Source organism: Hymenobacter cellulosivorans, assembly GCF_022919135.1.
Taxonomy (GTDB): domain Bacteria; phylum Bacteroidota; class Bacteroidia; order Cytophagales; family Hymenobacteraceae; genus Hymenobacter; species Hymenobacter cellulosivorans.
The window spans coordinates 1,734,176-1,751,621 of the sequence record NZ_CP095049.1; the positions used below are offsets into that span (position 1 = coordinate 1,734,176).

Annotated in this window: 15 protein-coding genes; 9 read left to right on the forward strand and 6 right to left on the reverse strand. The window is 59.1% G+C overall.

What is annotated here, in order from left to right:
* Positions 1-26 precede the first annotated feature (26 nt).
* Together MUN80_RS07480 and MUN80_RS25955 are read left to right on the forward strand one after the other, a co-directional pair.
* Complete coding sequence (locus tag MUN80_RS07480) at positions 27-2,135, forward strand: STN domain-containing protein (RefSeq protein ID WP_244721772.1); 2,109 nt, start codon at positions 27-29, stop codon at positions 2,133-2,135.
* 52 nt (positions 2,136-2,187) lie between these two features.
* Positions 2,188-2,316 carry a hypothetical protein gene (locus MUN80_RS25955; RefSeq protein ID WP_262922049.1) on the forward strand — a complete coding sequence of 43 codons (129 nt, stop codon included), beginning with the start codon at positions 2,188-2,190 and terminating at the stop codon, positions 2,314-2,316.
* Here MUN80_RS25955 and MUN80_RS07485 read toward each other — a convergent pair.
* The gene (locus MUN80_RS07485; protein ID WP_244721773.1) at positions 2,313-2,864 is read right to left on the reverse strand and encodes a hypothetical protein; all 552 of its coding nucleotides are present in this window, start codon (positions 2,862-2,864) and stop codon (positions 2,313-2,315) included. The genes MUN80_RS25955 and MUN80_RS07485 overlap by 4 nt on opposite strands.
* An 88-nt stretch (positions 2,865-2,952) precedes the next feature.
* Positions 2,953-4,380 (reverse strand): alpha/beta hydrolase family protein, encoded by a 1,428-nt coding sequence (locus tag MUN80_RS07490; protein WP_244721775.1) that lies wholly within the window; start codon positions 4,378-4,380, stop codon positions 2,953-2,955.
* A gap of 256 nt (positions 4,381-4,636) precedes the next feature.
* Here MUN80_RS07490 and MUN80_RS07495 point away from each other — a divergent pair, with 256 nt between their 5' ends.
* The 3 genes from MUN80_RS07495 to MUN80_RS07505 all read left to right on the forward strand — a co-directional run bounded on the left by MUN80_RS07495 (position 4,637) and on the right by MUN80_RS07505 (position 8,903).
* Complete coding sequence (locus MUN80_RS07495) at positions 4,637-5,425, forward strand: hypothetical protein (RefSeq protein ID WP_244721776.1); 789 nt, start codon at positions 4,637-4,639, stop codon at positions 5,423-5,425.
* Between the two features lie 150 nt (positions 5,426-5,575).
* Positions 5,576-8,413 carry an excinuclease ABC subunit UvrA gene (gene uvrA / locus MUN80_RS07500; RefSeq protein ID WP_244721779.1) on the forward strand — a complete coding sequence of 946 codons (2,838 nt, stop codon included), beginning with the start codon at positions 5,576-5,578 and terminating at the stop codon, positions 8,411-8,413.
* A gap of 76 nt (positions 8,414-8,489) precedes the next feature.
* Positions 8,490-8,903 (forward strand): DUF2251 domain-containing protein, encoded by a 414-nt coding sequence (locus tag MUN80_RS07505; RefSeq protein ID WP_244721782.1) that lies wholly within the window; start codon positions 8,490-8,492, stop codon positions 8,901-8,903.
* A 168-nt stretch (positions 8,904-9,071) separates the two neighbouring features.
* Here the strand turns inward: MUN80_RS07505 and MUN80_RS07510 are convergent, their stop codons facing one another.
* Together MUN80_RS07510 and MUN80_RS07515 are read right to left on the reverse strand one after the other, a co-directional pair.
* Complete coding sequence (locus tag MUN80_RS07510; protein WP_244721785.1) at positions 9,072-10,226, reverse strand: PepSY-associated TM helix domain-containing protein; 1,155 nt, start codon at positions 10,224-10,226, stop codon at positions 9,072-9,074.
* 156 nt (positions 10,227-10,382) lie between these two features.
* On the reverse strand, positions 10,383-12,782 hold the full coding sequence (locus MUN80_RS07515) for a TonB-dependent receptor (protein ID WP_244721787.1): 2,400 nt from the start codon (positions 12,780-12,782) through the stop codon (positions 10,383-10,385).
* A 247-nt stretch (positions 12,783-13,029) separates the two neighbouring features.
* Between MUN80_RS07515 and MUN80_RS07520 the strand changes: the two genes are divergently transcribed.
* From MUN80_RS07520 to MUN80_RS07530, 3 genes are all read left to right on the forward strand, one after another.
* Positions 13,030-13,851 (forward strand): TspO-related membrane protein, encoded by an 822-nt coding sequence (locus tag MUN80_RS07520; RefSeq protein ID WP_244721789.1) that lies wholly within the window; start codon positions 13,030-13,032, stop codon positions 13,849-13,851.
* A 119-nt stretch (positions 13,852-13,970) separates the two neighbouring features.
* The gene (gene tpiA / locus MUN80_RS07525) at positions 13,971-14,735 is read left to right on the forward strand and encodes a triose-phosphate isomerase (RefSeq protein WP_244721791.1); all 765 of its coding nucleotides are present in this window, start codon (positions 13,971-13,973) and stop codon (positions 14,733-14,735) included.
* A 121-nt stretch (positions 14,736-14,856) separates the two neighbouring features.
* A complete protein-coding gene (locus MUN80_RS07530; RefSeq protein WP_244721793.1) occupies positions 14,857-15,243 on the forward strand; it encodes a 7(1) septoil knot domain-containing protein in 387 nt (128 codons plus the stop codon).
* 70 nt (positions 15,244-15,313) lie between these two features.
* Here MUN80_RS07530 and MUN80_RS25960 read toward each other — a convergent pair whose 3' ends face one another.
* On the reverse strand, positions 15,314-15,769 hold the full coding sequence (locus tag MUN80_RS25960) for an OmpA family protein (RefSeq protein WP_262922050.1): 456 nt from the start codon (positions 15,767-15,769) through the stop codon (positions 15,314-15,316).
* Positions 15,655-16,359, reverse strand: coding sequence for a hypothetical protein (locus MUN80_RS07540; protein ID WP_244721797.1), 705 nt, complete (start codon positions 16,357-16,359; stop codon positions 15,655-15,657). Before MUN80_RS07540 ends, MUN80_RS25960 begins: the two co-directional genes overlap by 115 nt.
* Positions 16,360-16,615: 256 nt before the next feature.
* Between MUN80_RS07540 and prmA the strand changes: the two genes are divergently transcribed.
* On the forward strand, positions 16,616-17,446 hold the full coding sequence (prmA, locus tag MUN80_RS07545; RefSeq protein ID WP_244721799.1) for a 50S ribosomal protein L11 methyltransferase: 831 nt from the start codon (positions 16,616-16,618) through the stop codon (positions 17,444-17,446).

A 17,446-nucleotide genomic window follows, 5' to 3' on the forward strand; every position in this document is an offset into this window, starting at 1 on the left:
CTGCTTTAATCTTCACTTCCGCGGCTATGCGGTATTTATTCGCTCTTATGGTCGGCCTGTGGCTGCTGGGAAGCCCTGCCGGGGCTCAGCCGCCCTTGTTGGCCCGACGGGTGAGCGTGCAAGCCACTAATGCGCCTTTGCAGCAGGTATTGCGGGATATTGCGCACCAGAGCGGCGTGTCGTTCAGCTATAGCAGCACGTTTATTCCCCTGCAAAAGCGCGTCACCCTGCACATGGCCAGCCCCCAGCCGGTAAGCCATGTGCTCCAGCAGCTTTTCCAGGGGCAAGGCGTTTCTTACCAGGTTATCGGCGGCCAGGTAGTGCTGTGGCGCACGGGTGAGCGGCCGCCGCTGGGAGCATCGAAGCCAAGCAGGCCCGTAACGGAGCGTACCCCGTCCAAAGCCGCAGCTACCGGCCAAACCGGCACTGGAACCAGCAGTAAGGGCAGCCCCCGGGCCACCCTAGCAGAAAAGGATGCCAAACGCCCAGGCCCAGCCAGCTACAAGAGCCTGGCGGTGAGGCCTACATCCAGCGTTACGGCCAGCACGCAGCGGGTAGCAGGGCCGAAGCCGGTGGCGCTGAGTACGGCTCCGGCCAAGTCCGTGCCCCCGCCGGTAGTAGCGCCTCCCGCGCCCCTTACACCTGCCGCCAGCTCCGCTGATACGACTGCTCCCGCAACGGCCTCTGTGCTGGCCCGGCTGCGGCAAAAAGCCAAAGCTGCAGCCCAGGCTGCCACTGGAGCCCTGGCGCGCACAGGCCGTACCGTGGGCACCGGCGCCAAGGCAGTGCTGGATACGATGGTCGTGGCAACCACCGAATTGAAGGAGCCGCTCCGCAAAGGGGCCCGCCTGTTGTCGGCCTCCGCCCGGCGCGACTCCCTGACTAGCCGGGCCATAGCGGTGCAGAGCGGGCTGCCGGGCCGGGATACGGTGCTGGACGAGCTGCCCGTGAAGCCCACGGTAGCGCGCCACACCTACGACCGGCACAACTGGCAGGTAGGCTTCGTAACGCCGCTGAGCTCCAACTGGCTGCGCAGTGGGCGCAGTATCAACCGGTTTTCCCTGAACGCGCTAGCTGGCTACTCAGCTGGCGTGCGTGGAGTGGAACTGGGCGGCCTAGCCAACGTGGTGCGCGACACCGTGCAAGGCTTTCAGGCGGCCGGTTTGCTCAACGTGACCGGTACCGAAGTGCAGGGCTTTCAGGCCGCGGGCTTGCTCAACGTGACGGGCGGCTCGGTACGGGGAGCGCAGGCTGCGGGGCTGGTAAACCTGGTGCGCGATGATGCCCGGGGCCTACAGCTGGCAGGCCTGGTTAATATCGTGGGTGGGGCGGCCCGCTCCCGGCAAAACGACGGCCGGCCGGCCCGGGCCCGCCGCCTGCTGGGCCTGCCCCGCCTGCTGGCCACCGACTCAGCGGCTCAGTACCTGGGAGCACCCAGCGCCATGTCCTTGCCCGGACCTTTGGTGCAGGCGGCCGGCCTCGTCAACCTAACCGGTACCGACATTCGTGGGCTGCAAACGGCGCCGATACTGAACTCGGCCCGGCGCGTTCAGGGCCTGCAGCTGGGGCTGATTAACGTAGCTAAGCACGTCAAAGGCGTCCAGCTTGGCCTCATCAACGTGGCCGACTCGGTAGATGGCGTGGCGCTGGGGCTCATCAACATCGTGCGGCACGGCTACCTGCACGGGGAGGTATGGGCCAGTGAAACCCTGCCCTTGAATGCGGCCCTGAAGCTGGGCGTAAGGCGCTACTACACGATTCTGTCCGCGGCGGCGCAGCCCTTTGAAAGCCGGGTACACTGGGCCACCGGCTTTGGCATTGGTACGGCTAGCCGGCAGCACGGGCGCTTCAGCTGGAATCTGGATTTGCTCGATTGGTACCTGCTCAAGCAACCTGGTACGGAAGGCTCGCTGCTTTCCTACACCCAGCTGCGGCCTTCGCTCGTCTGGCAGATTGAGCCTCAAGGCCGGCTAGGTTTGGTGGTTTCGCCCACGCTCAATTTGGGCTTGTATGAAAACGACGGTAATGGTACTAACTCAAAATTTGGCAAAAACCAGCTGCTAATTCTGGATGCCAATTCAGGCTCTACGCCCGTACGCCTGTGGTTAGGTGGGCAAATTGGACTGCGGTTTTAATTAAGGGCCTACCAGCCAACAACTCGATCTACACCCGTACCCTCGACTCGACATGCCCGACTACTTGGGCTACAACGTGCGCGTGCTGGGTACCCATCGATCCGCCACCGAACTGGCGTCGGAAGACCTCAACAAGGGCTTTTTACTTTTGTTAGGTAAGCAGGAAGAGAAAAGCCGCTAGGCCCGCATTGGTACCAGGATAAAGGTGCCGCGCAAACATTGCCGAAAGCCCTGGCGCTGGTTGTCACGCTTAAGGTCGGCGGTGCGGTAGCGGTTGTTCAGGCCCCGCTCACTTACTATCATAATGGTGTAGCCGCGGCTGCGCACCAGGTAGCGCCGGGCGTTGGTGGGCGCCACCGCGGCTTCCGTCCCAGACCCAACTTCGGCCGGGGTCCCAAAGCTAGATGCCGAATAGTGGGCCGGCCACGTGGTGCGGGCTATAATATCATGGGCCTGCCAAAGGTGACGCATGGCAGCGCGGGCGGCAATGGCCTCGCCGCAGTGCCGGCAGACGCGGGCATCGGTGAGCATAGCCTGCCGCTTTTGCTGCAGCTCCCGCAGCATCTCGGGCTGCTCGGCATCGGCCCGGCGCTGGCGTACCACTTTGGTAACGGCCGAAAAGAGGTCCCCTTCGCTCACCCCATACTTGTGCTGCAGGATATCCAGCGTGTGGGCGCTGAGCATTCCGAAAGCCAGTAAGTCCTCTAAGTCGGTGAACAAGGTGGGCATAGCGCAGCTATAAGCAGCGGCCCCGCCGACAAGTTCCGGAATCGAACTTGCTGGCGGGGCCGCTCAGGTAAGACCAAGGCGCCAGAGCTTAATTCTGGGCCGTGGGTTTGGAAACTTTCTTCACGTCCGACTTGGGGTTCGAGCGTGGCGTGTTGATAATGGGACCAGGCTTTGTATTCTCTTCCAGCCAGGTTTGCATCAGGGCCAGGGCCTTGGGCGAGAAGTTAGGCTGCTGTTCCCCATTTATGAGGGGCCATTGCGACTCGTCGGGCTGGAAGGCGTGGTTGACGCCCGCAATTTTCACCGTTTTCACGTGCCGGTTGCCGCCGGCCTTTAGGCCTTTGCTTAGCAGGGCTAGGTTCTTGGTGGCACCTACCTGCAGGTCTTCTACACCGTTGAGAGCCAGCACCGGGCATTTCACGGCGGGCAGCTTCACTTTCGGGTCGAAGTCGAGGTAGTAGCGGTACCAGGGCGAGGTGAGCTGGGCCGCCCGGGCCCGGGCCATGGTGGGGTCAATATCGACGTTGCTCATCCGAATCATGGCTGCAAGCTTGCCCCGGGCCTGGTTGCTGTTCGGCGTCTGGCGGATAATGCTGATCATCTTGTCGTGCAGCTTCAGGGCCGCATCGACCTGGGTGGCGTTGCCGCCAATCATGCGCATGATTTCAACCTGCTGCCGGCGCAGTACCTCGCGGCCGGGCATGCCATAACCGGCCAAAGACACTACGAAATCAGGACCTTTGGCCTCGGCCGCAGCTAGCAGGGCAATGTTGGCGCCTTCACCGTGGCCAATCATGCCCACATTTCTTTTGTCAATCCGGGGGCGGGAGCGGAGGTAGTTCATGGCCGTTTCGGCATCCGTCATCAGGTCGGCCGTAGTAGCTGCCGCGTACCGGCCGCCCGACTTGCCCACGCCCCGGTCGTCGTAGCGCAGCACGGCCATGCCGTGGCGGGCTAGGTAGTCGGCCAGAATGGCAAACATGCGGTAATCTTCCTGCTGGGCCGCGTCGCGGTCCTGCGGGCCCGAGTCTGACACCAGCACCACGGCCGGGAAGGGCCCGTTACCGTTGGGCGTGGTAATGGTAGCGCCCAGGCACAAGTCGGTCTTGTCGTTGGTAATGATTACCTGTTCGGTCTTGTAGGGCTGGGCTGGCTTGAAGGTAGGGGCACTGACAACGGCTGCCGCACCCTGCTCAAACTTCACTTCCTGCTTCAGGCCCGGCTGCTCCCAGGTGCCCGTCATCGACTTCCGGTCTTTGCTCAGCTTGCCGGTGAAGCGGCTGCCAGCCTGCTCAATCTTGAGGAGCACGTCGCTGTTGGTCAGCGTCATGTCTACCGGCATGCGGCTTACGCGCTGCTTGGGCACGTCCAAGGCCGCGTAATACGAGCCGCCGGTTAGGGGTACGATGGTCAGAATAAGCTCTAGGCTCCCGCCCGGAACCTTCAGCGGCCCTTTCCACTGCCCACTAAGTGGCGTGGGCTCCCCACCCGCCACCACGCTGGTAACCGGGGCCAAGGAAACTCCAAGAAGCAACAAAAGTACAAGTACAGCGTGTAAATAATTCTTCATAAAGTCCAATTATGGATGGGCCTTGAGCAAGGGGGGAGAGAAAATAGCCCCGAAAATACCAAACTTACGGGACTCCGCCGGGGAAAGATTCAGGAGCAGAACAGCAAAAATAGATATAGTGAAAATTATATTATTCGAATATAGGCCAGTGTTGGCGGATAATGTATAGGGCTGAGTTGCCCGCCCCAGTATCTTGCTGGCTATGAAAAGAATTTCTGGGCTGCTCCCTATGCTGTTGTTGCTGTTCGTGGGCTGCCAAACGGCTAATGATACACTGCCGCAGTTTGAAATGCCGGTTGTCCTTCAGCCCGAGTTGCTGGGTGGTAAGACCCCTGCCGCCCTGCGAGTAGATAGCATACGTGGGGTGTGGCCCCAACTGGTTGGCCGATTTCAATTTGCTAAGCACCTCGAGTTGAACAAGCCCGATAGTTTGGGCGCTGACAAGTACTATTTAGATTCGGGTCAGCCTTTCCATGGAGCTGACACCTTGAACACGGATGGCTTGGAGCTTATCGCTGATTACCAATCTACTACGGCGTATCGGAACTACAGCGAATTACTGACTCGGCTGGCGTATCCCGTCTATATCGTCAACTCAACGCCTCGAACCAAGCTTTTATGTGGCAAGGATTTCTCGGTCTATGCCATTCAGGAAGCTAAAGACCGTACCGGCGAATGGCGGCCCATAGAAAGCCGAGGCCCTGAACCCTGTGGAAACGGTGCGTGGATAATGAAGATAAGACCTCGGCAAATGGCGGTGTTACTGTTCGATAAATACCAAGGCTGCTTTAAGACCATGCTGCGGGTGCGTCTTCGGAATGGCAACAGCCAATATACCTCCGTGGCGTATGAGGGTTGGATAAGCGAAACCCAGTTTCTTGCCACTCAGCAGGAGCGGCGCCTTCTGAAAAAGAATAACCTCGCCGTTTCAGCCTTGTATTATGGCGCTTGGCCAGCCGTGCTAGACACCCTGGTGAACCGAGCCAACTGAGCTAGAGGTCGATTCCCCGACATCAACTGCGCCCCGGCGCGCAACTAACTTCCACCGGAGGCAACAAACCTGCCCTGCGTCGCCGTACCTTCGTAGGTCTAATTGCCGGGGCGGAAACCTTACGGGCCGCCTTGGCTGTTTCCCGTTTCTATGGCCCAAGATTCTTTACAAGTAGCCGCCCCCGCGGCCGACCCGATTGACCAGCTCGACCCGCGCGAGTTCATTCTGATCAAGAATGCCCGGGTGCACAACCTCAAAAACCTCAGCGTGGCCTTGCCGCGCAACAAGTTTATCGTCGTCACGGGCTTGTCGGGCTCGGGCAAGTCGAGCCTGGCGTTCGATACGCTCTACGCCGAGGGGCAGCGCATGTACGTGGAGAGTTTGAGCTCCTACGCCCGCCAGTTTCTGGGCCGCATGGACAAGCCCGACGTGGACTATATCCGCGGTATTTCGCCGGCTATTGCCATTGAGCAGAAGGTCAGCATCAAGAACAACCGCTCCACCGTCGGGACCAGCACCGAAATCTACGACTACCTTAAGCTGCTCTTTGCCCGCGTGGGCCGCACGTTTTCGCCCGTCAGCGGCGAGCAGGTGCGCAAAGACACCGTGGCCGACGTAGTCGACTACCTGTTTAAGCTGGAAGATGGGGCCCGCGCCACCATTCTGGCCCCGCTATTGCCCTCCGAGGAAGGCCGGCCGATGAGCAAGGAGTTGGATTTGCTGTTGCAAAAGGGCTACAGCCGGGTGGTCGTCAACGGCGACGAAACCGCCTTTATCGAAGACCTGATTGGTGAAGGCAAGCCCGAAGTAAAGGGCGAGGTCTACATCATGATTGACCGGGCCGTGATTCGCCCCGGCGACGAAGACCTGCAGTTCCGCCTTTCCGACTCGGTGCAAACCGCGTTTTTTGAGGGCCACGGTACCTGCCTGATCCGCCTGGATAACGAAACCCGCACTTTCTCCGACCGGTTTGAGCTCGACGGTATGGTGTTCGAGGAGCCCAACGTCAACTTCTTCTCCTTCAACAACCCCTACGGCGCCTGCCAGACCTGCGAAGGGTTCGGCTCGGTGCTGGGCATTGACGAAGACCTGGTTATCCCGGACAAGAGCCTGACGGTGTACGAGGGTGCCATTGCCCCTTGGCGCACCGACAAGCAGAGCGAATGGCTCAAGCCCTTGCTCAAAAATGGCATCCGCTTCGACTTCCCCATTCACCGGCCCTATAATGAGCTGAGCGAAGCCGAGCGGACCCTACTCTGGAAGGGCAACAAGTACTTCGAGGGCCTCGACCAGTACTTCAAGTGGGTGGCTACTCAAACCCACAAAATCCAGTACCGCGTGCTGCAAAGCCGCTACCGGGGCCGCACCACCTGCCCCGACTGCCGCGGTACCCGCCTGCGCAAAGATGCCCAGTATGTTAAGATTCAGGACCAGAGCATCACCGACATCGTGCTGTTGCCCATCAGCAAGGCGCTTGATTTCTTCGAGAACCTGACGCTGACCGAGCACGAAATGAAAGTGGCCGAGCGCCTGAGCACGGAAATCACCAACCGCCTCGGCTACCTCAACCGCGTGGGCCTGGGCTACCTGACCCTGAACCGCCTGAGCAGCACGCTTTCCGGCGGCGAGAGTCAGCGCATTTCGTTGGCAACTTCGCTCGGTTCGGCTCTGGTGGGTTCCATGTACATTCTCGACGAGCCCAGCATTGGTTTGCACCCCAAGGATGCCGAGCAGCTCATCGGCGTGCTGCGCTCCTTGCAAAAGCTGGGCAACACCGTTATTGTGGTGGAGCACGAGGAGAAAATGATGGAGGAAGCCGACCAGATTATCGACATCGGGCCCGAAGCCGGCAGCGGCGGCGGCAACCTGATGTTCCAGGGCACTTACCCCGAGATTCTCAAGAACACGACTACCTACACTGGCCAGTACCTGAGCGGTAAGATGGAGGTGAAGGTGCCCCAGATCCGGCGGCCCTGGCGCAACGCGCTGGAAGTAACCGGGGCCCGGGAAAACAACCTCAAGAACGTATCGGCCAAGTTCCCGCTGGGCGTCATGACCGTGGTAACCGGTGTGTCGGGCTCGGGCAAGTCTACTTTGGTGAAGCGCATTCTGGCCCCGGCCGTAGCCAAGCAGCTCGGTGGCGGAGCGGGCGAGGCCACTGGCAAGTTCGACCGGCTGATGGGTGTGCAGGGCCAGGTGTCCCACGTCGAGTTTGTTGACCAGAACCCCATTGGCAAGAGCAGCCGCTCCAACCCCGTAACCTATGTCAAGGCCTACGACGCCATCCGGACCCTGTTTTCGGACCAGCCCCTAGCCAAGGCCCGGGGCCTGAAACCTTCCCACTTCAGCTTCAACATCGAAGGTGGCCGCTGCGAAGTGTGCCAGGGCGAAGGCCAGGTCAAGATTGAAATGCAGTTCATGGCTGATATCTACCTGACCTGTGAAAGCTGCGGCGGCCGCAAGTTCAAGCAGGATATCCTGGACGTGAAATTCCAGGACAAGGGCATCGACGACGTGCTGGAAATGACCGTGGCCGACGCCGTGGAATTCTTCAAGGGCCAGCCCAAAGTAGCCGAGCGCCTCAAGCCGCTGGACGACGTGGGCCTGGGCTACATCCGCCTGGGGCAGTCGGCCAACACGCTGTCGGGCGGGGAGGCCCAGCGCGTGAAGCTGGCTTCCTTCCTGACCAAGGGCGCCACGCTGCAGCAGGACAAGATTCTGTTCATCTTCGACGAGCCCAGCACCGGCCTGCACTTCCACGACATTGCCAAGCTGCTCAAGGCCCTCAACGCCCTGATTGAGCAAGGCAACTCGGTCCTCATCATCGAGCACAACATGGACATCATCAAGTGCGCCGACTGGATTATTGACCTCGGCCCCGAGGGCGGTACCAACGGCGGCCACCTGCTGTTCGAAGGCACACCCGAAGACATGCTGGCTCACAAGGAAACCAACCACACGGCCCGCTTCCTGGCCGAAAAGCTGTAAAGCTTTCAAGCCAAATTAGTCGTACACAAAAGGAGCCGCCCAGCGACGGGCGGCTCCTTTTTACATAAAAACTACTATGATATTAGGTGCCGAAGAACAAATTAAGGTAGGCCAGCCCGAGCCCGGCCAGGAAAACCAGCTCATCAGCAGCACGGCCGCCGGCCACGAGTTCGAGGTCATGTTCGAGGACGACGGCGAAACCGGCTACCTCTACGCCCTGCGTAACGGCGACGAACTGGAAATCCTCGACGCGCTGCATATCTATAATGTAGATGACGTGCAGGACCGTGAAACGCCCGTGACCGTCCAGGTTTTCTGGGACGTACCCCAAACCACCGCGGCCCTCATTATTGCCGGCTACTGCCACGCTCTCTACGACTTTGAGCGCCGGATGGGCTTTTGCCGCAACGCCTTCCCGCCCGCTAAAAACGGCCAGCCCGGCTCCCGGGAGCTGACCGATGAGCTGGTCGAAAAGTACTTCGCTGCCTAGCAGCGCCGTTTTAGTTTGTACGGCGGCAGCCGTTTGCTTTACGATTTTGGGAATGTTCAAAAAGCTAAAGCGAGAGGGTCTACCTGCTATACTTTTCTTACAAACCGTAGAAAAGTATAGCAGGTAGACCCTCTCGTCTTTCAAAGGCTGGCTGCTCTGACGGGCCGGTTAGGCTGGTTGGGCCACGGCCATTTCCCGGCCGCGCTGCTTCTTGGGTTTCTTGCGCCGGCCCCACCACACCATAAAGCCCGTCACGGGCAGGCTGGCCGAAATCAGGCTGCCCAGGAAAGCTAGGGTTTTGCCGCCCAGGCCCAGCACCTGGCCCGTGTGTAGGTCGTAGTTCACGTCGGCCACCTTCTGCCCGTTGCTCTTGCTTGCGTGCGGAATGCTTTTGAGCAGCTGCCCCGACACCGGGTGGAAGTAGTATTCGTCGCGGTGGTAGTAGTACAAGGCCCGCTCGTAGGCAATGCTGTACACTGGCTGCTTGGGCGAAGCGGGCAAACCCAGGAAAATCATTTTCGCCGTGGGGGAGCTGCGGCGAATCTGCTGGTAGTAGACGTCGGCCACGGGCTGGGTAGTGGCCATAGCGACTTGCAGGGTATCTACGGTCGGTGGGGTTTTCTCCGTGGGGTAATCCTGGCCGGCGTTGCTTACGAAATATACTGACTTCATTACCCACTCAAAGCTCATCATCAGCCCGGTCAAAGCCAGAATTAGGGCAATGCTGGCGGCGTAAAAGCCCAGTACGTTGTGCAAATCGTAATTCACCCGCCGCCACCGGGCGCCCCACTTGATGGTAAAGCTGCGTTTCCGGTCGGTTTTGCGCTTGGGCCACCACAGAATAATGCCCGTAACGAGCATTACCACGAATACCAGTACCGATATGCCCACCACCCAATGGCCGATTTCGACGGGCAGCAGCAAATACATGTGCAGGTCCTGGATGATGCTGAAGAAGTCGCGGTGCAGGTCGAGGTGACCTAATTCCCGTCCGGTATAAGGATTCAGCGCGGTGGCAAAATACTCGCCCTGCTTGTCGGTGCTGTAGAGCACCGTCGACCGTTCCGGACCCATGTACATGAAGAAAGCCGGCTTTAGCTCCGGATGGCTTTTCTTAACTATGGCCTGCAAACGCGAGGGTAGCAGAAATTCAGTCGGCTGGGCCGGCACCTCCACCTTGCGCCACGAGGCCTGAGTAGCATCCCGGATTTCGTCCTGAAACGTGAAAATGGCCCCGGTCAAACTCACAATAAACACCACAAGCCCGGTGGAAAGCCCGAGCCAGAGGTGCAGTACGCCGACGACTTTTTTGAAGGTGGTCATAACGGAACTGGTAGTGAAGCGGAGAAAAGGACGGGAGGCTCAGTTAATAAAGAACGTCATGCTGAGCTAGTCGAATCAACTCTACCGCCGGAGTAAATGATTTTACTTTTCCGGGTGAGCTGCTTCGACTAGCTTAGCATGACGGGAGCTCTTAGCTTAGAACTTGTAGGCCACGCTACCTACAATGCTGCGCAGCTTCTGCGGGTTCACGGTAGTGTAGCCCACCCAGTATTTCTTGTCGGTGAGGTTGTCCACTTTGGCCGACAGCCGGAAGCGGGGCTGGTCGTAGAAAGCCGAGGCGTTCAGCACCGTGTAGGAGGGCAGGGTGAAAGTGCCGGCCGCCGTGTTCTGAACCTTGTTTTCGCTGGCGTAGTTGCCGCCGAAGCCAAAGCCTAGCCCTTGCAGCAGGCCCTCGGGCAACCGGTAGCTCAGCCACAGGTTGGCCCCGTACGGCGACGAAGCCGTGTTCGGACGCAGGCCATTCACGTTTTCGGCGGCCTTCTGTAGCTCCGAGTCGTTGTAGCTAAAGCCGGCCACTGCGTTGAAGCCCGCAAAGGGGTTGGCAATCAGATTTACTTCCACGCCGTTGCTGACCTGGTTACCGTCCTGAGTTTGGGCGCCGGGCAGGTCCACGGTAGGCGTGGGGCGGAGCAGGTCTTTCACCTGAATGTTGTAGTAGCTAACCGTCGCGCTGATCCGGCCGTCGGCGGCGTCCAGCTTCACGCCACCCTCTACCTGGTTGGCCCGCTCCGGCTTAGCCCGCTGCTGCTGGTTGTTGACGTCGATGTAGGCGCCGTTCTGGTTGTTGAAGCTGTTCTGGTAGTTGGCAAACAGCGACACCCGGTTCAGCACGGGCTGAAATACCACCCCAAACTTGGGCGACAGGTTGGTTTGGGTGTACGGGTCTACGGGGCCGTAGAGAATGCCGCCCTTGTAGTCGTAGTGGTCGATGCGCAGGGCGGCCAGCACGCTGAGGCGCTCGGTCAGGCTCAGCACATCCGACAGGAAGGCGCTGTAGGTGTTCGACTTGGTGTTGTTGATATACGAGGCAGGGGCTTTACCCGCATAAAAGGCGTCTACGTTGGGGCCGTTAAAGGTCGAGTAGTCGTAGTTGGGCTGGTTGAGCGGGACCGTATCGATGGTGCCGCCGAAGAATTTGATGTTGTTGTCGAGCCGCAGGAAGTCCAAGCCTACTACCACGCGGTTGCGCAGGTTGCCCAGCTTAAAGTCGCCATTGAACAGTTGCTGCACCTCGTACGTGTTCAGCGTGCTGTTGCGCGTCGACTGGTCGGCCCGAATCAGGGAGTGCATGCCCGGAGCTATTGCCGGGTTACCCGCTACGGCCGCATCCGAAATCAGGTAGAAATAGGGGCCGAAACCGTCGGAGAAGCTCTGACCAGCGCTCAGGTTGGTCGATGAGGTGAAGCTGGATGAAATCCGGTAGTTAACCTGGCCGAATACGTTGGCGCTGCGCGAGGATTGCGTTAGGCCGTTGCCGCCGTAGTATTTGCGGTAGTCCAGGGGCAGGTCCTCGGCCCGCGACACGCCCAGCTCCTTCACCGGCGAGTAAAAGAAAAACATCTGCCGGCCTACGTTCTGGCCCTGCATAAGCTCGGCGTCCAGGTTAATGGTCAGCCGGTCGGTGGGGCGGTAGGTCAGGCTGGGTGCTACGGCTACGCTGCGGTTGAAGCCCCGGTCCTGGAAGCTGTCTTCGTACTGGTAGGCCGTGTTCAAACGGAAAGCCAGGGTTTTGGGCTGGTCGGCTGGCGTGTTGGGGTCCACCAGGTTCACGTCGGCGCTGATGCGGTGGAAGCCGTAGCTGCCGGCTGCCACGTTTACTTCGCCCCCGAATTTGTCGTAGGCCTTCTTCGTAACTCGGTTAATCAGGCCGCCATAGGAAGTAAGTGAGCTGCCAAACAGCGTGGCCGACGGGCCTTTGATAACTTCCAGCTTCTCCAGGTTCACCGCGTCAATGTCGCTGCTCACGCCGCCCACGATGCCGTTGCGCAGGCGGCTCTGCAGAATAAAGCCGCGGCTGCCGTAGAACCCGCCTCCGTCGCCGGCCCGGCCCGTGGCATCCCACATCCGCTGCAGGCCCGGGGCGTTGCGCACGGCGTCGTCTACCGTAAATACCAGCTGCTCAGTCAGCAGCTCCTTGCCCACGGTGGCGTACACCTGCGGGTCTTCCAGGTTGCTGAGCGGCATTTTGCTCACGTACTCCGATTCTTTGCGAGCAAACTTGTTGGTTTTATTGCCTTCTACCACCACTTCGCTGAGCTGCTCGGTGCTTTCGGTCAGCACGAAATTCTGGGTGCTAGTTTCACCCGCGGCTACTTTCACCCGCCGCTCCTGGGGACCGAAGCCCACCAACCGAACGTGCAGCGAATAGGCGCCCGCCGCCAGATTAGAAAGCTGAAAATTGCCTTCCGCATCCGTGTTGGCGCCCAGCGCGGTGCCTTTGATGCCCACGCCGGCCCCCACTACTGGCTGCCCGGCGGCCGTGGTTACGCGGCCCTGAATAATAGAATTCTGACCCTGGGCCGTGAGAGCAAGCAAGGAAAGTATAAGAGTAACTAAAGTCAGAGCCAACTGGTGAGTTGGCGGCACAAGTCGTGGTTGCATGCAGGTAATAGTTGAGTAGAACGCTGCAAAATTCTGCACGGAACTCGGGTAATCCAAGTTTATTTAGATTAATTATAAATAATAATTAGAATGCGTCCAGATAGTTCTAAATCTGAGTTGATTAATATTCCGTAGGTTTCGTTCTATTTAACTTCTGCGGGGCAAGTTGCCTTAGTATTCCATGGAAATAACTGGTTCAGTCGTACGCTCCCGCTCCCGGTCGTCTGTTTCACCCTGGCGCTGGTTGGCGGCGTTGAGCATTGTTGGCAACATTGCTCTGAATTACTGGGCCAATACCCACCCGTTTAATGGGCAGACGATGGGAGCTGTGTCGGCGCAGTATCCCACCTTGCTCACGCCGGCCGGCTATGCGTTCAGTATCTGGGGCCTGATTTTTCTGGCGCTGGCCGGTTACGGAGTCTGGCAGCTGCTGCCCGCCCAGCGCAACATGTACGTAGCTGGTCACATTGCCCGGCCGCTTGCCGTAGCCAACGTGGCCACGGCCGCCTGGGTAGTGCTTTTTGCTTATGAGCTCATCGAAATCAGCACCCTGGTGATGCTGGTCATCCTTGGTAGTTTGATAACGGTCTATAGCCGGGCCCGGCGCCTGGTGCTGGAGCGGAAAGCTCCGCGCTGGTCCAGTATTCCCTTCTCCCTGTATCTGGGCTGGATATCGGTGGCCACGGTTATCAACGTCACCATCGGGCTGCAACAGCATTTGTGGCGCGCCGAAACCGGCATATCCGTGATGCTCACGCTGCTGCTGCTGGCGGCTGTTGTGGGGCTGGCCCTGGCTATCAGCAGCGCGGCCCGGGATATGGTTTTCCCGTTGGTAGTAGCCTGGGCGCTGGTTGGAATCTGGGTGGCCCGGCAGGGCCAGTATCCGGAGCTGCGCTGGGCTGCCCTGGGCGGCGCCGGTATTGCGGCGGTAGCGGGGGGAGCACTGAGCTTGCGCAAAGAGAGCCGCCGGGAGCGGAAAGCGCGCGAAGCGGACAACTACTAGGTTGCAGCCAGGAGCAACATGGGCATTCAAGCTGCGCTCCTGCGGCTCCCCATTCGGTGCTCAGGCGAATTATCGTTTCTTTGCAGGCAAACGATTCATTCCTCTCCCAACTCTGATTTATGCGCAAGAATATCGTCGCCGGTAACTGGAAAATGAACATGACTTACCAGGACGGCCTTGCCCTGGTTTCGGAAATCACCAACATGGTAGCCGACGAAACGCTGGGTGCCAACGTGGAAGTGGTCATTGCGCCGCCCGCGCCGTTTCTGCATTCCGTTGGTAAGCTGCTGGCCGAAGGCGGCAAGATTCACCTGGGAGCCCAGAACTGCCACCAGAAGGAAAGCGGCGCCTATACCGGCGAGATTTCGGCCAAGCAGCTGCAGTCGGTAGGAGTGGAGTACGTTATTCTGGGCCACTCTGAGCGGCGCCAGTACTTTGGCGAAGATGACGAGCTGCTCAGCCAAAAGCTCAAAGCCGTATTGGCCGCCGGACTGAAGCCTATCTTCTGCATCGGTGAGTCGCTGGAAACCCGCGAGGCCGACGAGACCTTTGCCTTTCTGACCACTCAGCTCAAAAACGGTCTGTTTCACCTCAGCAACGAGGAATTCGCCCAGGTCGTTATTGCCTATGAGCCTATTTGGGCCATTGGCACCGGCAAAACCGCCACCAGCCAGCAGGCCCAGGAAGTGCACGCCTTCATCCGGGAACAGATTGCCGGCGCCTACGACGCCGAAGCGGCTCTGAACACGACCATCCTGTACGGCGGCTCGGCTAATGCTCAGAACGCCCGGGAGCTGTTCAGCCAGCCCGACGTGGACGGCGGCCTCATCGGCGGCGCCTCGCTCAAGTCGCGCGACTTCACCGAGATTATCAAGTCGTTCTAAGGTTTTAGAGCTGGGAAGTCAGCGCTTCGAACTTAGGCTGCCCTTCAGGTGGTTGTAGCGGCACGCTTCTGGCTTACGTCTGCTTCTTTGTTCCAAGCTCTGTCTTCTCAGCTCTCACCTCATGCTTGCTTCCCTACTGTTTTCCGGCTGGCTGGCCCTGAATCCGTTTCGACCAGCGCCACCCGTGCCTTTCGTGGCTGCGGCTGCTGTGCCGGTCGGCTCCATCGACCCCTGCCGGATTTACGGCTCGATCTACCTTGAAACCGACCCCTACCGCCGCAGCTACTGCTTTGCTACGGTGTATCTGGAGCCTGAGGAAGCCTTTGCCGATTTACTGGTGTACCAGGAAGACAACAAGCTATTTGCCGATAAAGCCGGCTTCTGGTACCAGACGCCCACCCGCGACTTCGCCGACTACGTGCTGTTCGTCACCGATAAGCGCGCCCTGGCCGACTTCTACATTCACTACACTAAGTCCCGCTCGTTTGCTGGCTGCCGCAAGGAGTAACGGAAGTTGTTCTACACAGAAAAAGCCCGTTCCAAGTAGTTGGAACGGGCTTTTTCGTTGGGGTGCAGGCCTATAGTTTCACTAGTTCCACCCGCCGGTTCTGGGCCTTGCCGGCTTCCGTGCTGTTATCGGCAATGGGCTTGTCGGGCCCGAAGCCAGCGGCGCGCAAACGGCTGGCAGCTATCTGCTGGCTGGTCAGGTCGGCTACCACAGCTTGGGCCCGGGCTTCGGAGAGCTGCCGGTTGTGGGCCGCCGCGCCGGTATTGTCGGTGTGGCCTTCCACTGAGAGCCGCAGCGAGGGGTTTTGCCGGAGCAGCTTCACCACCTCCGCTACCGTGGCCTCCGACTCCGGCTTGATACTGGCCTGATCGGTGTCGAAGTTGATGTAGATGGTGGCTTTACCCTCGGTATCTAGTTTTTTTTTAGCTCGACGGCGCCCACCACGCCGGCCTGCTGGGGCATAGCGGCTCTTTCCGTAACGTTGAGCTTGTACTGGTGGTCGCCAGAGGTCTGCACTTGTACCCACACTTCTTTGTCTTTCTGGCGAATCACGTAGGTATCCACCGGCTGGTAGTTGTGCATGCCCCCGCTGTGCTTCTCGTACTCCGATTCGCCCATTTTCTTCAGGGTCTCATCCGGAATCTTTGCCGAGGACACCTTCACGCCCCCCAGCTCTTTTACCAGGTTCTCGTAGTTGCGCTGAATCATCAACTCGGAAGCCGGCTTCTCAGAGTCGATAGGCCGGTAGCTGCGGCGCACAATTTTACCTTCGATGGGAATGATATTCTTGCCGTCGAAGACGTAGGTCCGGTCGAAGTCGAAGCCGGAACTGTCGCTGTCGTAGCGAGTTTCGTAGCCCTTCAGGCGGCTCAGGTAGGGCCAAGCGCCCAAGTTGGCACTCGAAACCGGGACGCTGTTGAGGTCGAACGTCGCCGTGGCTTCGGTGGTCGTTTCAGGAGCTGGGGCTGCTTCCGGGGTTCCCGTAGAGGCAGGGGCCGCCGGCGTCTCAGTGGTGGCAGTAGTTTCGGAAGCTTCGGCAGTCTTGGCTTTGCAGCCTACCAGGGCAATGCTGCCCGCAACGGTAAGGCAGGCAACGGAAAGGAGAGTTCGTTTCATGAAATAGGAAAGTGGATAGAAAAGGAACACGAAAGAAACGGGTGGTAAATAAACGAGTATTTATATTACTAAATGGTTGCGCCTGGATTTTAGTGGCCTAGATGGCTCTGCCAGACGGAACCCGAAGGCTCCTGCTGACTGTTGCGGCGGACTGGCAATGTGGGGCTTGGTTGCGACGCACCCGTTTTTTCGTGCGAACTTGCCATCTTAATTACCAAAGCCTTTTGGGCTTTTCCCGCCTCAACAACTCAATAAGATGGATTTTGTAGAAGTACGCGTACAAGCCCCCCGTGAACTTGCTGATATTCTGGTAGCTGAGCTAGCGGAAGTGGGCTATGATACCTTCGAGGACAACGACGAGGGCTTCTGCGCCTACATCGGCGAAGGCGACTTCAACGCCGACGCCGTAGCCGAGGTAATGTCCCGCTACGAGGGCCTGGGCGAGCTGGGCTATGAGCACCGCGTCATCACCCGCCAGAATTGGAATGCCGAGTGGGAAAAGAACTTCCAGCCGCTCATCATTGCCGACCGAGTATCGGTGCGGGCCCCTTTCCACGAAAAGCCCGAGGGCCTGGAGTACGAAATCGTGATTATGCCGCGCATGTCTTTTGGCACCGGGCACCACGAAACCACCGCCCTGATGATTGAAAACCAGCTCGACATCGACCATAATGGTAAGCGGGTACTAGACATGGGCTGCGGCACCGGCATCCTGGCCATCATGGCTGTGCATTTGGGCGCCGCCGAAGTGCTGGCCGTAGATGTGGAGCCCTGGACCGTGGAAAACGCCGCCGACAACGCCGCTGAAAATAACTGCACGAATATTGAGTGCCGCCTCGGCGGGGTGGAAGTGCTGGAGGGGGAAAAGCCTTTTGATATCATCCTGGCCAACATCAACCGCAACGTGCTGCTGGAGGATATGCACGCCTATGCAGCCTTGCTGCCGCAGGGACGTCCTATTTTATTCAGCGGCTTTTACCAAGAGGATTTATCTAAGATTGAAGCCGAGGCGACGAAACACGCATTGGTCTATCAGTCACACCGAACCAAGAATAACTGGGTTTCGGCGATTTTCACGAAATTGTAG

Coding starts and splice junctions, on each gene's coding strand:
- MUN80_RS07480 (WP_244721772.1), top strand. CDS start 27: ATGCGGTATTTATTCGCTCTTATGGTCGGCCTGTGGCTGCTGGGAAGC.
- MUN80_RS25955 (WP_262922049.1), top strand. CDS start 2,188: ATGCCCGACTACTTGGGCTACAACGTGCGCGTGCTGGGTACCCATCGA.
- MUN80_RS07485 (WP_244721773.1), bottom strand. CDS start 2,864: ATGCCCACCTTGTTCACCGACTTAGAGGACTTACTGGCTTTCGGAATG.
- MUN80_RS07495 (WP_244721776.1), top strand. CDS start 4,637: ATGAAAAGAATTTCTGGGCTGCTCCCTATGCTGTTGTTGCTGTTCGTG.
- uvrA (WP_244721779.1), top strand. CDS start 5,576: ATGGCCCAAGATTCTTTACAAGTAGCCGCCCCCGCGGCCGACCCGATT.
- MUN80_RS07505 (WP_244721782.1), top strand. CDS start 8,490: ATGATATTAGGTGCCGAAGAACAAATTAAGGTAGGCCAGCCCGAGCCC.
- MUN80_RS07510 (WP_244721785.1), bottom strand. CDS start 10,226: ATGACCACCTTCAAAAAAGTCGTCGGCGTACTGCACCTCTGGCTCGGG.
- MUN80_RS07520 (WP_244721789.1), top strand. CDS start 13,030: ATGGAAATAACTGGTTCAGTCGTACGCTCCCGCTCCCGGTCGTCTGTT.
- tpiA (WP_244721791.1), top strand. CDS start 13,971: ATGCGCAAGAATATCGTCGCCGGTAACTGGAAAATGAACATGACTTAC.
- MUN80_RS07530 (WP_244721793.1), top strand. CDS start 14,857: ATGCTTGCTTCCCTACTGTTTTCCGGCTGGCTGGCCCTGAATCCGTTT.
- MUN80_RS07540 (WP_244721797.1), bottom strand. CDS start 16,359: ATGAAACGAACTCTCCTTTCCGTTGCCTGCCTTACCGTTGCGGGCAGC.
- prmA (WP_244721799.1), top strand. CDS start 16,616: ATGGATTTTGTAGAAGTACGCGTACAAGCCCCCCGTGAACTTGCTGAT.